At 68.6% G+C, this 17,093-nt stretch carries 13 protein-coding genes; 11 read left to right on the forward strand and 2 right to left on the reverse strand.

What is annotated here, in order from left to right; translation table 11 throughout:
* Positions 1-31: 31 nt before the first annotated feature.
* Positions 32-1,390, reverse strand: a complete 1,359-nt coding sequence (gene mycP / locus H289_RS0114315) for a type VII secretion-associated serine protease mycosin (RefSeq protein WP_051128483.1) — start codon at positions 1,388-1,390, stop codon at positions 32-34.
* Positions 1,342-2,610 (reverse strand): type VII secretion integral membrane protein EccD, encoded by a 1,269-nt coding sequence (eccD, locus tag H289_RS0114320; protein ID WP_081633411.1) that lies wholly within the window; start codon positions 2,608-2,610, stop codon positions 1,342-1,344. The genes mycP and eccD overlap by 49 nt, the downstream gene beginning before the upstream one ends.
* A 108-nt stretch (positions 2,611-2,718) precedes the next feature.
* Here eccD and eccCb point away from each other — a divergent pair, with 108 nt between their 5' ends.
* The 11 genes from eccCb to rplM all read left to right on the forward strand — a co-directional run bounded on the left by eccCb (position 2,719) and on the right by rplM (position 17,081).
* Positions 2,719-6,291, forward strand: coding sequence for a type VII secretion protein EccCb (gene eccCb / locus H289_RS0114325; RefSeq protein ID WP_029105233.1), 3,573 nt, complete (start codon positions 2,719-2,721; stop codon positions 6,289-6,291).
* Positions 6,288-7,430 (forward strand): type VII secretion-associated protein, encoded by a 1,143-nt coding sequence (locus H289_RS0114330; RefSeq protein WP_020101484.1) that lies wholly within the window; start codon positions 6,288-6,290, stop codon positions 7,428-7,430. The genes eccCb and H289_RS0114330 overlap by 4 nt, the downstream gene beginning before the upstream one ends.
* Before the next feature lie 74 nt (positions 7,431-7,504).
* Positions 7,505-7,828: a WXG100 family type VII secretion target gene (locus H289_RS0114335; RefSeq protein ID WP_029105234.1), complete on the forward strand. Its 324-nt coding sequence runs from the start codon at positions 7,505-7,507 to the stop codon at positions 7,826-7,828.
* Between the two features lie 13 nt (positions 7,829-7,841).
* On the forward strand, positions 7,842-8,138 hold the full coding sequence (locus H289_RS0114340) for a WXG100 family type VII secretion target (protein WP_020101486.1): 297 nt from the start codon (positions 7,842-7,844) through the stop codon (positions 8,136-8,138).
* Between the two features lie 161 nt (positions 8,139-8,299).
* Complete coding sequence (locus H289_RS0114345) at positions 8,300-9,592, forward strand: GAF domain-containing protein (protein WP_020101487.1); 1,293 nt, start codon at positions 8,300-8,302, stop codon at positions 9,590-9,592.
* A 113-nt stretch (positions 9,593-9,705) separates the two neighbouring features.
* Positions 9,706-11,229: an aldehyde dehydrogenase gene (gene adh / locus H289_RS0114350; protein ID WP_020101488.1), complete on the forward strand. Its 1,524-nt coding sequence runs from the start codon at positions 9,706-9,708 to the stop codon at positions 11,227-11,229.
* Positions 11,230-11,464: 235 nt separating this feature from the next.
* Positions 11,465-12,910, forward strand: a complete 1,446-nt coding sequence (eat, locus tag H289_RS0114355) for an ethanolamine permease (RefSeq protein ID WP_020101489.1) — start codon at positions 11,465-11,467, stop codon at positions 12,908-12,910.
* Complete coding sequence (locus H289_RS0114360) at positions 12,907-14,316, forward strand: ethanolamine ammonia-lyase subunit EutB (protein WP_020101490.1); 1,410 nt, start codon at positions 12,907-12,909, stop codon at positions 14,314-14,316. Before eat ends, H289_RS0114360 begins: the two co-directional genes overlap by 4 nt.
* The gene (gene eutC / locus H289_RS0114365) at positions 14,313-15,089 is read left to right on the forward strand and encodes an ethanolamine ammonia-lyase subunit EutC (RefSeq protein WP_020101491.1); all 777 of its coding nucleotides are present in this window, start codon (positions 14,313-14,315) and stop codon (positions 15,087-15,089) included. Before H289_RS0114360 ends, eutC begins: the two co-directional genes overlap by 4 nt.
* Before the next feature lie 33 nt (positions 15,090-15,122).
* Positions 15,123-16,388 (forward strand): HAD family hydrolase, encoded by a 1,266-nt coding sequence (locus H289_RS0114370; RefSeq protein WP_036420576.1) that lies wholly within the window; start codon positions 15,123-15,125, stop codon positions 16,386-16,388.
* A 249-nt stretch (positions 16,389-16,637) separates the two neighbouring features.
* Positions 16,638-17,081 carry a 50S ribosomal protein L13 gene (rplM, locus tag H289_RS0114380; RefSeq protein WP_020101494.1) on the forward strand — a complete coding sequence of 148 codons (444 nt, stop codon included), beginning with the start codon at positions 16,638-16,640 and terminating at the stop codon, positions 17,079-17,081.
* Positions 17,082-17,093: the final 12 nt, after the last annotated feature.

A 17,093-nucleotide genomic window follows, 5' to 3' on the forward strand; every position in this document is an offset into this window, starting at 1 on the left:
TCGGTGGTGGGCAGGACGAGGTCCTTGTTGGTCAGGGTGAGTTCCCGCGTGACCGTCGGCGCCCGGTCACGGCGATAGCTGCCACCGCGATGCAGATGGCGGTGCCGAGGAAGGCGATGCGCCGCGACGGTCGGTGGTCGGGACCGGGCGCGTGCGTTGTCTGCGCGGTCGACAGCCGCGCGGGGGAGGGTGTCGGGACACCGCTGCTCACCGCAGCCAGTGGGTCGACGACGCCACGCCCGATCTGGGGGTTCCAGCCGTCGGCCGGGTGGCGCGCGGTGTCTTCGATGCGGGCCATCACCTGGCGGGCGGACAATTGCGGCAGTCGCGAACGCACCAGTGCGACAACACCACTGACGACGGGTGCGGCGTAGCTGCTGCCCGACAGCGGGCGCCCGTCGGGCCGGCTGTCGACCAGTCCGTCGCCCTGCGCGCTCAGTGACACCACCGACTCGCCGGGCGCGGCGACGTCGACCCAGGGTCCGGCCAGGCTGAATGGCGACGGCGTCCCGTTCGGGCTGACCGATCCGACGGTGAGCACGTAGTCGTCGTACCAGCCCGGGCTGACGACGGTGTGCACCGTGTCCCAGTCCGGCGTGCCCGGCCGTTTGGGATCGGACGGCGGATTCTGTCCCGCGCAGTCACCGCTCGTGTTGCCCGCCGCCGCGACCACCACGACATTGCGGACATCGACCGCATAGGCCAGGGCGGCGCCCAACGACCGGTCATCGAGCGGGTCCGCGGCGGGCATGCAGGCGACCGACGAGATGTTGATGACAGTGGCGCCCGCGTCGGCGGCCGAGCGCACCGCACGGGCGAGCGTCTCGACATCACCCACCCCTGATATCTCATGATCTTCGGTCAGCCGGAACTTGTTGCTGGACTGTCGAATCGCCAGGATCGTGGCGTCGGGTGCCGCACCGCTGAAGGTCCCGTTGTCCGGGGCAACGGCGCCGATCAGTCCGGCGATCGCCGTACCGTGGCCGTCGCAGTCCTGCGTACCGTCTCCAGACGAGACGTAGTCACCGCCGGCGACCAGGCGGGGGAGCAGTCGGTGCCGGGCCACGCCGGTGTCGATCACCGCCACCAGCTGTCCGCTGCCGCGGGAAAGCGGCCACACCGCAGCAAGATTCAGCATGTCCAAAGGGTGCGCGGGACGAGCTTCGGCCGGTTTCGCCGTCGCACACCGGTCCGATTGTTCGGTCCTACCGGGCGGCGCCGGGGCCGCGGGTCCGGGAAGTTGGCTGTGATCAACCGGTTTGGGCGCGATGGCATGTGCGCACGGAGCGGCCGACGCGATGGTGATCGTCAAGGCGACAGCGACGACCCGTCGCAGAGTGCTCACAGGCCACGCGCCAGGCGGAAAACATCTGCGGCCCAGAATGCGCATGCCGGCACGGCGACCAGTGCCACGTATTCGAGATGTACAAAGCTTCGGCCCACCGTGGCACTCACCCGTCCGATCCGCTGAGCGCCCAGCACCACCGCGATGACGCCGCCGCCGAGCCAGGCGGCCCAGCCGGGGAATGCCATCGCGGTGACGACCAAAGCCGCAGTGGTACAGACCATTCCCGCGACCATGACCGCCCACCGCCGTGCCGGATGCCGATAGGACGGTGCCCGCAGCGCAATCGCGGCCGTCGCCACCCAGATGAACACCACCGTCGCGGTCCGGGACTCATGGAAGGCGCCCACTGCAACCACGACGGCGCCGGCCGACGCGGCAGCGGCCGCGCCCACGACCATCGCCGTGAGCACCCGCTGCGCCAGCTCGATCCGTTGCGGATCGCCGTCGGTGACCGTCGCCGAGCGCGGCGTGAGTCCGGCGACGGTGACGGCACATCGCGGCGCGGCCGACAGCACCACCAATGCCGCCACCGTGGTGGCGACCCCGGCATTGGCCAGCGGCACCGACCACGTGCTCGCCGCAACGGTCGCCACCATCGTCGGCATCGTAAAGGCCACGGCCGCAACGGATACGGGAAGCACACCGATCCGTAGCAGAACGAGGGCCACCGCGAACGCCGTCGCCGATCCGAGCAGGACGTTGGGCGCCGCCAGGCCACCCGGTACGGCCGAGAAACCCGCCGCGAAAGCGAGCACGACGGCGGCGGCCGGCCACGCCGCCCGGCCGGACCGCCACGACATCGCCACTGCGGCCAGCGCACCACCGCAACCGACAGTGGCTGCCGTGAAGTGGTCGCCGCGCGCAGCAGACCAGAGCAGCAGCACGGACGCGGCGGTCACCGCCCACAGACAGAGCACGGGCCCGACCAGATGGCCGGTGGCATCGTGAGGCGCCTGGTCGGCGGCCATGGTCGCCGTGTGCCTCCGCAGCGTGCCGAACTCCGGCACCGTGCTTCGCCGCAGCTCCAGGATGTCACCGTCGTGAACTCCGTTTTGCCGCAACGACAATGACTCGTCGATCGGATCCCCGGCGGCCCGGCTCAGGTGCCAGCTCACGCCTTCCGGCGCGCGCGGATGTGCCAGCGCCACGATGTCAGGGAGCAACGCGTCCACAGCGGCGCCCGCAGGCAGCACCAGATCGGTGGTGTCGCTGGTGCGTTCACCGTCGGTCCGTACGGATAGCCGACACATTGCTTCAGACATCGCGCCCCCCGGATCGACATGCCGATCTCACCGTAACCGTGCATCGGGTCCCTACCCGACACGAAAATCGATGGAACCGAACGGCGTCGGGGTACGTCTGATAGTTCGATGGAATTCACCAGAGTCGCACGATCTCCCGTAGTCCCATTGGATGCGGAAGACATCGAGGTCCGGACACCACCACAGGTGCCGCGATTGTCGTCGGGCAATGTCGTCACCCGCGTCGCACCCGTGCTCATGCTGTTGGCGATGGCCGGCATGATGGTGTTCTACTTCCGTTCGGGTTCGGCCACCGGCCGGAATCCGATGTTCCTACTGTTTCCGGCGATGATGGTGCTGTCGCTGGTCGGCAGCACTGTCCTCGGATCGCGCGGTGCGCGCCGGGCAGGTGAGATCGACGCAGATCGGCGTGAGTACCTGGTGTATCTCGACGCGATCGGTGAGTGCGCGGAGCGAACCGCAGCCGAGCAGCATCGGGTACTACATCAGAACCACCCGCCGCCGGACACGCTGTGGACGCTCGCCGGCTCCGAACGGATGTGGCAACGCCGTTGGAACGAAGACGATTTCACCGAAATCCGCGTCGGGATCGGGGAACGCCCACTAAACACCAGACTCGTTCCGGTACCCGCCACCGGCGACGGGACGACGGATCCGCTGACCGCCTCGGCGCTCGATCGGCTGCTACGAACCGCCGCGACCGTGCCCGATGTCCCGGTGACGGTCGTCGTCAATCGGCTGCGGCGGATCGACGTCGGCGGCGATGATCCACGGGGACAGGCGCGCGCAATGGTGTGCCAGCTGGCCATGTGGCATGGACCCGACCAGCTGAAGATCGCCGCGGTCGCCGGATCAGTCGAGTGGGACTGGCTGAAATGGCTACCGCACCACTATCGCTCGGGCGTGCTCGGCGGGCAGCCGCTGCGGTTTACGGACCTCGGTGCCGTCACTGCCATCGCCGGGTGTCATCTGGTGGTGCTGGTCGACAGTCCGGCGGCCGCCGTCTTCGTGGACACCGACGCGGTGACACTGCTGGTGCTCGGCGCGCCGGGTACGGCGTCGACGCTTCCGCCCTGCTCGACCGCCGACGTGCTCACGGCCGCACAAGCAGAGACCTGCGGACGACGTGTGGCGCGCTACCGCCTGGCCGTCGGTGCGGACAACGCACGCCGACACCATGATCGGACGACGTTCGTCGGCGCGGACGTGGCGGGGGACGGGTGGCCGATTCGTCCGGCCCGGCATCGGCTGCGGGTGCCGATCGGTACCGACGACACCGGTGCGACGGTCGAGCTCGACCTCAAGGAACCGGCCGAGCACGGCATGGGTCCGCACGGCTTGTGCATCGGCGCAACAGGTTCCGGCAAATCCGAGTTCCTGCGCACCCTGACGCTGGGTCTGATCAGCACCCACTCGCCGGACGAGCTGAATCTGATCCTCGTCGACTTCAAAGGCGGTGCAACGTTTCTCGGCTTCGAACAGGCCAACCACGTCGCGGCCGTCATCACCAACTTGGCGCAGGAAGCACATCTGGTCGCCCGGATGCACGACGCCCTCGCCGGCGAGCTGACACGGCGCCAAGGACTGTTGCGGGCGGCCGGGAACCTATCCGGAATCGGCGACCACCGGCGGGCACGCGCGGCGGGCGCCGACCTGCCACCGCTGCCTGCCCTGTTCATCGTGGTCGATGAGTTCTCCGAATTGCTCAGCCAGCATCCGGATTTCGCGGAGCTGTTCGTCGCCATCGGCCGCCTCGGTCGATCACTGGGCGTTCATCTCCTGCTGGCCAGCCAGCGTCTCGACGAGGGTCGCCTGCGCGGACTGGACACCCACCTCTCATACCGAGTCTGCCTCAAGACGTTCTCGGCGGCGGAGTCGCGGGCCGTCATCGGGGTCACCGACGCACACGAGCTGCCCGGAACGCCGGGTGCGGGGTTGCTGCGTACCGCAGACGGAAAGCTGGTGCGATTTCACACTGCATTCGTCTCGGGGCCGGTCCCACAGAGCCACGACGAACGCCCGGTTCCGCGCCTGTTCACCGTCGAGGCCCCGGTGGTCACGCCTCACCCGCCGGCCGGGCCGACGCTGATGGAGACGACCTTGCGCCGGCTGACCGGTCGCGGCGCGAAAGCTCATCCGGTCTGGCTGCCGCCCCTCACGAATTCGCCCGCATTGTCCGATCTGCTGGCGGCCGGCACCGACGGCGGTCCGCTGCGGGTCCCGATCGGATTGGTGGACAACCCGTTTCAGCAGCGCCGCGAGCCTCTCGTTGCCGACCTCAGCGGGTCCGGTGGGCACGTGGCCATCGTCGGCGGCCCACGCTCGGGGAAATCTGTTGCGCTGCAGACGTTGCTACTGGGCCTCGCTGTGACCACGCCTGCCGACGGCCTCAGCGTCTACGGCCTCGATCTGGGCGACGGTGCGCTGACGGCGTTGCGACAGCACCCGCACGTCGGCACCGTCGCCGGCCGGAATGATCCGGAGTTGTTGCGGCGCATCGTTTCCCAGCTGGCCTCGCTGTGCCGCCGGCGCCAGGACTTCCGGCAGCAGCACGGCCCCGAAGCGCCCTTTCCGGACAATTACGGTGAGGTGGTCCTGGCCGTCGACGGTTGGGCCACGCTGCGTCGGGAATTCGATGCGCTGGAGGAGCCCATCACCGCCATGGCCGCGCAGGGCCTGTCGGTCGGGATCCACGTCGTGCTGACCGCGAATCGGTGGGCAGAACTGCGGCCGATGCTGAAAGACCACATCGGCACCCGGGTCGAATTGCGGCTCGGTGACCCGAGCGAGTCCGAAATGGACCGCCGCCGTGCCCATCTGCTCACCACCTGCCCGCCGGGCCGGGGCCTCACCAGAGACGGCAAGGAGTTCGTGGTCGCGCGGCCCGAGCTCGACCGGATCGCCGGCCATCAGTCCCCGGCGCCCCAGATCGAATTGCTTCCGCAACGCGTGGAATACGCCGCGCTCGCGGCCACCGCCGAACGCCCGCCGCGGTACGTCATCGGCGTATCCGAAGAAGACCTGCAACCGTTCGCCCTGGACATGAGCGCCGATCCGTACCTGATCCTGATGGGCGACACGGCGTGCGGCAAGACCTCGGCGTTGCGGACGCTGTGTCGCGCGATCGTCGACCAGACCGATCCCGCGTGGGCCCAGCTGCTGATCGTCGATTTCCGGCGATCGTTGTTGGGGGTGGTGGAATCGCCGCACCTGTGCGGCTATGCGATGTCGGCCGTGACGACCGCCGCAGAGCTCGACGCGGCGCTCTCCATGCTGGCCGCGCGGCTGCCGGGCCCTGGCATCACTCAGCAGCAGTTGCGGGACCGGTCCTGGTGGTCCGGCCCCGAAATCCACGTCGTGGTCGACGATTACGACCTGGTCATGGGAGCCGCGGGAAATCCGTTGGGCCCCTTGCTCGACCTGTTGCCGCACGCCGCGGACATCGGGCTCCACGTCGTGGTCGCCCGCCGCTCCGGTGGTGCCGCACGCGCGATGTTCGACCCGCTGCTGTCGCGCATGCGGGACCTGGGCGCGACGGGCATCGTCATGAGCACCAGCCCGGAAGAAGGGCCGCTGCTGGGCGCGGCACGGCCGATGACGCTGCCGCCCGGCCGGGCCGTGGTGGTGCGGCGCGGACAACCTGACCAGCTGATCCAGATCGGCTGGACCGAGCCGCCATGACGGTTGTGGTGGTTGGACCGAACACGATCCGCGGGCCGGGAGACGTCGACGTCGACCTGGTCTCGTCCGCATTGGAGTGCGTCGACGAACCGCTGGGCCTGCTGCGTGCGGCGGTCCTTCCCGCCCAACGCATCTGGCGCGACGTCATGGCGGCGGCGGCTGGCACCGCGTCGGCCATCACGGTGGTCTGCCCGACGTGGTGGTCGCCGGCGAGGATCGAGCGAGTTCGGACGGCGGTCCCCACCAGCGTTTCTCACGTCGTCATAGCGCGCAGAACCGATGCCCTCCGAGCGGCCGGCGGCGAACCCGATTGCGCGGTCGTCGAACTGGGGGAGGACATCGTGACGATTTCCCGTCCCGGGGCGGCCGCGTCCGTCGCACGACGCACCGACAGCGCCACCGCCGAGGCCGTCATCGCGCGAACCACGTGGCACGGCCACGTCGTGATCGACGCGCCCATCGGCGTTCCCGGCGCCGCGCCCCTGGCCGCCGAAATGCAAGCACTGCTGCAGGATCAGGGCGTCCCGGCACAGATTCTGAGTTGCGACGATCTGCTCGACCAGGCCGACGAGGACAGCACCCGCAGCGCCGCAGCGACCCGTTCCCCGCGGGCGCGCATCGCGACTGCCTTCGCCGCGGCCGTCGCGGTCATCGGCGCTGGGGCAGTGGGCCTGTCCAACAGAGACGCCCCAGCGCCGCCCGTCGCCGCGGTCGCAGACCCGGAGTTCACGTGGCTCGTGGAAGGCCGGGTGGCGGTGCAGATCCCCGTGCGCTGGACGGTCGACCGGGCGCTTGCGGGCGCGGGATCGGCTCGGCTGCAGATCATTTCGCCCGATGACCACGGTCAGGTCATCCACCTCACGCAATCGGTCGTGCCGCGGGAGCAGACGCTCGACGTGGCGGCAAGGTCGCTGCGGGAGGCGTCGACGAAGCTGCCCGACGGCGTCATCGTGGATTTCGAGGAGGCCGGTGTCAGTGCCGGGCGCGCGGCCGTGCGGTACCGCGAGGTGCGCAGCGGGCGGACGGTCGAGTGGTCGGTGCTGCTCGACGGACCGGTCCGGATCGCCGTGGGGTGCCAGGGCGCGGCCGTCCAACCGGCCTGTGACACCGCGATCCGCTCGGCCCGTCGGACTGACTGAAAAAACTTGCACCGCAAGGGAACCGAATACCCGTGGGAAACGTCTGAACTATCAAACCCAATCGAGAGGAAATCATGACAGCTCCGGAAAGTGGCGCTCTGACTACAGATTTCGATCTGATGACGGGGATCGCCGGCAAGGTCGAGGTCCGCAACGAGGAGATTCGGGCCATGCTCGGAAACTTCATCGGTCAGATGACGGCCATCCCGCCGACGGTGTGGGGCGGTGCCGCGGCGACCCGATTCCAGGACGTGGTGAACCGGTGGAACGGCGAATCGATGAAGCTGCACGCGTCACTGCAACGCATCGCCGAAACCATCCGCTCGAACGCGGCGGTGCTGAGTCAGGCGGCCGATTCCCATGCCCAGCGCATCGGCGCCACCGGTCACGCGATCTGACGGGACAAGGCATATGCAACCGGCACTGTCGTACCACTTCGGCGAGATCGAATTCACCGTCCGCCAACAAATCCATGCCACATCGGCGCGGATGAACACGTCGCTGGAAGAGCTCCGGCACCTCGTCGCACCACTTCAGCAGACGTGGACCCGCGAGGCGGCCGAAGCCTTCCAGGCCGAGCAGGCCCGCTGGAACCAGTCGGCGGCCGCCCTCAACGACATCCTGCACAGCCTCGGCAATGCCGTCCGTGACGGCGCCGATGACATCGCCGCGACCGATCGGCGCGCGGCGGGCGACTGGGTCTTCTAGCCCACCCAAGCCCTGTGTGGTCCTGCCCCCGGAGGAGAGCCGGGGGCGGGACCACACAGTCATGGCCGCGCTCGGGACCCAACGTGTGTCCTGGAACACCCAGGTCGGCTACCCTGGCGGCCACGCAGGTGTGTATCCGACCTGCGAGGAGTGTGAGTGTCGTGGGAACCAGCCGCACCGAGGGGTCGCCGGCCGGCTCCACGCTGCGCGCAGTACACCAGCGGTTCGTCACCGGCGAGATCGACGCCCAGCACCTGGACCCCGCCGCCGTCCGTCCCGTCATCGCCGACAGCTGGCGCCGCAGCCTGGCCACGGGCGTGGACCCCGACCTCGGCGGTGCGCAGTTCACGCCCGTCGTGCCCAAGACCCTGGACCAGCTGCGCGCCGAACAACCCATCGCGGCCGCCTTGCCGGTGATCCGGAAACTGCTGGTCGAGGACGCCAAGGACAGCGGTGTCATGGTGGCGGTGGCCGCCGCCGACGGCACCCTGCTGTGGGTCGAGGGCGACAAGACGGCCCTGAGCCGGGGCGAGGCCATGAACTTCGTGGCCGGCGCCAACTGGAGCGAGCGCAGCGCCGGCACCAACGCTCCGGGCACCGCGCTGGCGCTGGACCGGGAACTGCAGATCCACGGCTCGGAACACTTCGCCCGCCTGGTGCAGCCCTGGACCTGCACGGCGGTGCCGGTGCACGACCCGACGACGGGCGAGCTCATCGGCTGCGTCGACCTCACCGGTGACAGCCAGATTGCCTCGGCCCAGACCCTGGGCCTGGTGCGCGCGACGGTGATGGCCATCGAGAACCACCTGGCGCTGCAGCGGCTGCTGCAGCCCACGCCGAGTCCGGTGACCATGGCTCGCCTGACGGTGCTGGGCGGTGACCGTCCGCGCTGGGTCGCCACCGGCGACGACGGACAACCGCGCCAGCACACCCTGAGCGGCCGGCACGCCGACATCCTGGTTCTGCTGAGCCGTCATCCCGAGGGTCTGAGCGCCGACCATCTCGCAATGTTGTTGGACGACAACGATCTTGACTCGGTCACCATCCGCGTCGAGATGTCCCGCCTGCGCCGGGTCATCGGCGCCCAGTACGTGGCGTCGCGGCCCTACCGGCTGCTCACCCCGATCGACAGCGACGTCGCCGACGTCTTCGCCGCGCTGCACCGCGGTGATGTCGACGCCGCGCTGTCCCACTACTCGGGTGCGCTGCTGCCGCAATCGGTGTCACCGGCGATCGCCCGGTTGCGCACCGAGCTGGGGGAGAGCCTGCGGACCGCGGTGCTGTCGGCGTCCGCGGCCGGACACGTCGGCCTGTTGCGCCGGTGGCTGGCGCTGCCCGACGGCCGCGACGACCGGCACGGCTGGCAATTGCTGCGCAACCACCCATCCGCGGACGCCGTCGTGCGGGCGCAGGCGGTCGGGCACCTGGCGGGATTGGACGCCGACCTCGGCTGACGGGCTCCGGTTCCATCGCGTTCAACGATGCAACTGTGTTGCAACCCACTTCTGCGTACCGTTAGTGACCAGCAGCACATCTGTGTTTTGTCACCCACTGGAGGAGTGAACCCATGACTGTTTACGCGCGTCCCGGTGCCGAGGGTTCGGTGATGACCTACCCGGCCCGCTACGACAACTTCATCGGCGGCGAGTGGGTGGCACCCGCTGCCGGTCGCTACTTCGAGAACCGTACCCCGGTCACGGGTGAGGTGTTCATCGAGATTGCCCGCTCGGACGAATCCGACATCGAGAAGGCGCTGGACGCCGCGCACGCCGCCGCGCCCGCGTGGGGCAAGACCTCGCCGGCCGCCCGCGCCCGGGTGCTCAACCTCATCGCCGACCGCATGGAGCAGAACCTCGAGGCCATCGCCGTCGCCGAGTCCTGGGACAACGGCAAGCCGGTCCGCGAGACCCTGAACGCCGACATCCCGTTGGCCGTCGATCACTTCCGCTACTTCGCGGGCGTGCTGCGGGCCCAGGAAGGCTCGATCTCCGAGATCGACGACGACACCGTCGCCTACCACTTCCACGAGCCGCTCGGCGTCGTCGGCCAGATCATCCCCTGGAACTTCCCGATCCTGATGGCCGTCTGGAAGCTGGCCCCCGCGCTGGCCGCCGGCAACGCGATCGTGCTCAAGCCCGCCGAGCAGACCCCGGCGTCGATCATGTACCTGTTCTCGCTCATCGGCGACCTGCTGCCGGCGGGTGTTGTCAACGTGGTCAACGGTTTTGGCGTCGAGGCCGGCAAGCCGCTCGCGTCGAGCAATCGCATCGCCAAGATCGCCTTCACCGGTGAAACCACCACGGGCCGGCTGATCATGCAGTACGCAAGCCAGAACCTGATCCCGGTCACCCTGGAGCTGGGCGGCAAGAGCCCGAACATCTTCTTCAACGACATCATGGCCGCCAACGACGACTTCCAGGACAAGGCGCTCGAAGGCTTCACCATGTTCGCGCTGAACCAGGGCGAGGTCTGCACCTGCCCGTCGCGCAGCCTGATCCAGGCCGACATCTTCGACGAGTTCCTGGCGCTGGCCGCCATCCGCACCAAGGCCGTCCGCCAGGGCGACCCGCTGGACACCGAGACCATGATCGGCGCGCAGGCCTCCAACGACCAGCTGGAGAAGATCCTGTCCTACATCGAGATCGGCAAGTCCGAAGGGGCACAGCTGATCACCGGTGGCGAGCGGGCCGAGCTGGGTGGCGACCTCAACGGCGGCTACTACGTGACGCCGACGGTGTTCTCCGGCCACAACGGCATGCGCATCTTCCAGGAGGAGATCTTCGGGCCGGTGCTGTCGGTGACGTCGTTCAAGGACTACGACGACGCCATCTCGATCGCCAACAACACCCTGTACGGCCTCGGCGCCGGCGTGTGGTCGCGCAACGGCAACGTCGCCTACCGGGCGGGCCGCGACATCAAGGCCGGCCGCGTGTGGACCAACTGCTACCACATGTACCCCGCGCACGCCGCGTTCGGCGGTTACAAGCAGTCCGGAATCGGCCGCGAGAACCACAAGATGATGCTGGACCACTACCAGCAGACGAAGAACCTGCTCGTCTCGTACTCGACGAAGGCCCAGGGGTTCTTCTGACGAGCGCTCGCGCGAGGAAACGAGCACTCTGATGAGCGAGCGCGCAAGGAAACGAAGCGCGTAGCTCCCACGAACCGCGAGCGCCCGCGTACCCCCCGAATGCGCGGGCGCTCGCTTCCTTTCTCGGTCGACGCTTTCCAAAAGCGTTCGGCGACACAATGATCAAGGCCGGCACCAGAAGACTCCTGGGGGCAGGCCAATTCGGCATCCGCCATCCCTCTTTCAGGAGTTCGCAGTGTCCATCACCAACCCACCCAGTGAGCACTCCGCTCGCGGTGTCGAAGAGCACGTCGAGAGCAACGAATACCTCGCGAAACGTCAGCTGAAGAAGGGCACGGCGGGCTGGCTGCTGCTCGCCGGACTCGGCGTCAGCTACGTGGTGTCCGGGGACTACTCCGGCTGGAATTTCGGTCTGGCACACGGCGGTTTCGGTGGCCTCGCCATCGCCGCCGTGATCATCGCCGGCATGTACCTGGCCCTGGTGCTGGGCATGGCCGAGCTGTCCTCGGCGCTGCCGGCCGCCGGCGGCGGTTACACCTTCGCCCGTCGTGCCCTGGGCCCGTGGGGCGGTTTCGCCACCGGCACCGCGATCCTCATCGAGTACTCGATCGCCCCCGCCGCGATCGCGACGTTCATCGGCGCCTACGTGGAATCGTTGGGACTCTTCGGGATTCACAACGGCTGGTGGGTGTATCTGGCGGCCTACGCGTTCTTCATCGGCATCCACCTGTCCGGTGTCGGTGAGGCGCTCAAGGTGATGTTCGTGATCACCGCCATCGCGCTGCTGGGCCTGGTGATCTTCGCGGTCTGTGCCATCGGGCAGTTCGACGTCTCCAACCTGACCACCATCGCGGTCGACGTCAACGCGGCCGGGGCTTCGGCGATCCTGCCGCACGGCTACCTCGGCATCTGGGCCGCCATCCCGTTCGCCATCTGGTTCTTCCTGGCGATCGAAGGCGTGCCGCTGGCCGCCGAGGAAACCGCGAACCCGGAGAAGAACGTGCCGCGCGGCATCATCGCGGCGATGACGGTCCTGCTGGTCACCTGCGCCGTCGTGCTGGTGCTCACCACGGGTGTCGGTGGCGCGCAACAGATGTCGGCCTCGGGCAACCCGCTCGTCGAGGCGCTCGGTTCGGGCGTCGGCGCCAAGCTGGTCAACTACATCGGCCTGGCCGGACTGATCGCGAGCTTCTTCTCGATCATCTACGCCTACTCGCGTCAGCTCTTCGCCCTGTCCCGGGCGGGCTACCTGCCGACCCAGCTGTCGGTGACCAACTCCCGCAAGGCGCCGACACTGGCGCTCATCGTCCCCGGCGTCATCGGCTTCCTGCTGTCGCTGACCGGCAAGGGCGACCTGCTGCTGAACATGGCGGTCTTCGGTGCGGCCGTGAGCTACGTCCTGATGATGGTCAGCCACATCGTGCTGCGCCGCCGCGAGCCGAACATGCCGCGGCCGTACCGCACCCCGGGCGGCATCGCCACCACCGGCTTCGCGCTCGTCATCGCCGTCGTCGCGGTCATCGCCACCTTCCTGGTCGACCCCAAGGCCGTGGGCCTGTGCCTGCTGGTGTTCTGCGCCTTCATGCTCTACTTCGCGGTCTACAGCCGGCACCATTTGGTGGCAAACTCTCCTGATGAAGAGTTCGCGATGCTCGCAGAAGCCGAGGACGAGCTGAAATGAAGTACCACCAGCGGATTTCGGGGGTGAACCACACCTTCGACGGGCTTGTGGATTTGATGGCCAAGGCCACGCCGCTGCGCTCCGGTGATGAACTCGCCGGGTGCGCGGCCCACAACGACGCCGAGCGGGCTGCCGCGGCGTGGGCACTGGCCGACCTTCCGCTGGACACCTTCCTCAATGAAGCGGTGGTGCCGTACGAGACCGACGAGGTCACCCGGCTCATCATGGATTCCCATGACCAGCAAGCGTTTTCGGAAGTCTCCCACCTGACGGTGGGAGGTTTCCGGGACTGGCTGCTGGACGCGGTGGCCGGCGACGACGCCGCCGCGAAGATCGCTGCCGTCGCCCCCGGCATCACGCCGGAGATGGCGGCCGCGGTCTCGAAGATCATGCGGAACCAGGACCTGATCGCCGTCACCGCGGCCACCCAGGTGCACGCGGCCTTCCGCAGCACCATCGGGTTGCCGGGCACCCTGGCCACCCGGCTGCAGCCCAACCACCCGACCGACGATCCGCGCGGCATCGCCGCCGCCGTGCTCGACGGACTGCTGATGGGATGCGGCGACGCGGTCATCGGCATCAACCCGGCCACCGACTCGCCGCAGGCCACCGCCGACCTGCTGCACCTGCTCGACAACATCCGCAGCCGCTACGACATCCCGGCGCAGTCCTGCGTGCTGTCGCACATCACCACCACGATCGGTCTCATCGAGGCCGGCGCTCCGGTGGACCTGGTGTTCCAGTCCGTGGCGGGTACCGAGGGCGCCAACAAGGCCTTCGGTGTCGACATGGCGCTGCTGCGCGAAGGCAACGAGGCCGGCCGCTCCCTGAACCGCGGGACCGTCGGCAACAACGTCATGTACCTGGAGACCGGGCAGGGCTCGGCGCTCAGTTCGGGCGCGCACCTCGGCACCGATGGGCGGCCCGTCGATCAGCAGACGCTGGAGACCCGCGCCTACGGCGTCGCCCGCGCGCTGGACCCGCTGCTGGTCAACACCGTCGTCGGCTTCATCGGACCGGAGTACCTCTACGACGGCCGGCAGATCATCCGGGCCGGGCTCGAGGACCACTTCTGCGGCAAGCTGCTCGGGCTGCCGATGGGCGTCGACGTCTGCTACACCAACCACGCCGAAGCCGACCAGAACGACATGGACACCCTGCTCACGCTGCTGGCCGCGGCGGGTTGTGCCTTCGTCATCACGGTGCCCGGCGCCGACGACGTCATGCTCGGCTACCAGAGCCTGTCGTTCCACGACGTGGTGGCGGTCCGCCGGACACTCGGTTTGAAGCCGGCTCCGGAGTTCGACGCCTGGCTCAAGAAGGTCGGTATGACCGACGATTCCGGCAAGCTGACCAAGTTCGATCTGCAGCGCTCGGCGCTGCGGGCGCTCACCGCGGCGGGATGACGATGACCGAAGATCTCGCAATCCAGGAGTTCTGGGACGAGCTCCGCAAGACCACTCAGGCCCGCATCGGACTGGGCCGCGCCGGCAATGCGCTGCCCACCCGGGAGGTCCTCGAGCTGGCCGCGGCGCACGCCGCCGCCCGCGACGCCGTCCACGAGCCCCTCGACGTCGAGTCCCTCGCGGCCCGCGTCCGGGAGATCGGCATCGGCGAACCGGCGGTGGTGCGCAGCCAGGCCGAGTCCCGCAGCGAGTACCTGCGCCGCCCCGATCTGGGCCGGCTGCCGGCCACGCCCATGGATGTTCCGGAAACCCCGGCCGACATCGGCTTCGTCCTGGCCGACGGGCTCTCGCCCTACGCGCTGGCCAAGCACGGTCCGGCGCTGCTCGCCGAGCTGGTGGCGCGGCTGGGCGACCAGTACACCCTGGCTCCGCCGGTAATCGCCACGCAGGCCCGCGTGGCCCTCGGCGACCACGTCGGCGCGGCGCAAAAGGTGCGGACCCTGCTGGTGATCATCGGGGAGCGGCCGGGCCTGTCGGTGGCCGACAGCCTGGGTATCTACCTGACGCATCTGCCGATGCCGGGCCGCACCGACGCCGACCGCAACTGCATCTCGAACATCCACCCGCCCGAGGGACTCGGCTATGCCGAGGCCGCGCGCGTCGCGGCGGGGCTGGTGTCCGGTGCCCGCGCCCTGGGCCGCTCGGGCGTCGACCTCAAGGACACCTCCCGCGACACCTCGCTCGAAGCGCCGGGCGCCGCCGAACTGACGTGACACTCACCTGACACCAGGAGAACCGTGACCCGCATGACCCGACTGGCCTCCGCCGCTGCGCTGGCCGGCCTCCTCGCCATGTCCGGCTGTAGCAGCCACGACAGCACCCCGGCGGCACAGTCGCCCACCACCAGCGCGGCGTCGTGCCGGACGCTGGCGCAGAACTCGGCCTGGTACGGCGACAACCGCGACCGGATCGACGCCATGCTCACCAAGCTGGGCACGTGCGGCGCCGCTGGTTCGGTGACCGCGGGGGCGCCACTGGCGCTGTTCGACTGGGACAACACCATCGTCAAGAACGACATCGGCGACGCCACCTTCTTCTGGATGGTGCGCAACGGCAAGCTCCGCGCACCGGCCGACGGCAACTGGGCGTCCACCAGCATGTTCCTGACGCCGCCGGCCGTCGCGGCACTGGCCCGCGCCTGCGCCGCGGCCAAGCCGGGGCAGCCGATGCCGACAGACACCGACACCGCGTGCGCCGACGAGCTCGTGTCGGTCTACACCGATGCCAAGACCAAGGCCGGGGAGCCCGCCTTCGCCGGGTTCAACGCGCGCCGCATGGAACCGGCGTACGCCTGGGCCGCGCAGATGCAGGCCGGCTGGCGCGAAGCCGAGGTGATCGAGTTCGCGAAGACGGCCCGCAAGGAGAACCTCGATGCCCCGGCGGGCACCGAGCAGAAGGTCGGCAGCGGTATGCAGACTGGTTGGGTGCGCTACTACCCGCAGATGCGCGACCTGGTGGAAACCTTGCACGCCAACGGTTTCGACGTGCGGATCATCTCGGCCTCGGCCGAACCGGTGGCCCGGGTGTGGGCGGAAGAACTCAACATCCCGGCCGACCACGTCATGGGCGTGCGGACCGAACGCGACGGCGATGTGCTGACGTCGCGCCTGGTGCCGTGCGGCGGCGAGCCCGCCATCACCTACATCGAGGGCAAACGCTGCCGGGTCAACGAAGAGGTGTTCGGCGTGACCGGCCCCGCCGCTTTCACCCAACAGCCCGAGCCCAAGCGTGCGGCCTTCGCCGCCGGTGACTCCGACACCGACGTCACGTTCCTCACCGACGCCACCGCGCTGCGGCTGGTGCTCAACCGCAACAAGACCGAGCTGATGTGCACGGCCTATGACAACGCGGGCGGCAACTGGCTGGTGAACCCGATGTTCATCGATCCCAAGAAACAGGCCGAACCGTACGCCTGCGCCACCAAGGGCCACATCGAGCCGACGGGCGCCAAGGCGCCGTTGCACCGGGCGGACGGCAGCGTCGTGCCCGACCAGCAGGACCGGGTGTACTGACCCGAGGTCGCCGAACGTGAGGAAGATGGCGAGGAATCTCGATTTCTTCGCCATCTTCTTCACATTCGAGGCGCTCACCCGCGTTTTGACCTGCGGTGACGCACCCGGGTAAGCTCCCACGTTGGTGCGCTGCAGGCCGTCAGGCCAATGCTTCCCGGGTCACCGTCGGTCGCCGGGAATTCGCAGGTCGCGTACTTGACCGGCACCCGGATAGCACCGGGACTCAACCCGAGAAGAAGAGGTATAGCTGTGCCTACGTTCACGCCGAAGGCGGGTGACACCACGCGTCAGTGGTACGTCATCGACGCCCAAGACGTGGTACTCGGCCGGCTCGCCGTGGAAGCAGCCAAGCTGCTCCGCGGCAAGCACAAGCCGACGTTCACGCCCAACTCCGATGAGGGTGACTTCGTCATCATCATCAACGCCGAGAAGATTGCCCTGTCGGGCAAGAAGCTCACCGACAAGTTTGCTTACCGTCACTCGGGTTTCCCGGGCGGTCTGAGCAAGCGCTCCATCGGCGAACAGCTGGTGAAGCACCCGACCCGCACCGTTGAGAACGCGATCGTCGGCATGCTCCCGCACAACAAGCTGTCCCGCCAGGTGCAGAAGAAGCTGAAGGTGTACGCGGGTCCCGATCATCCGCACGCCGCGCAGCAGCCGATTCCTTACGAGATCAAGCAGGTGGCCCAGTGACTGAAGTCGACG

Origin of the sequence: Mycobacterium sp. 360MFTsu5.1 (genome assembly GCF_000383495.1) — a bacterium.
GTDB lineage: Bacteria > Actinomycetota > Actinomycetes > Mycobacteriales > Mycobacteriaceae > Mycobacterium > Mycobacterium mucogenicum_B.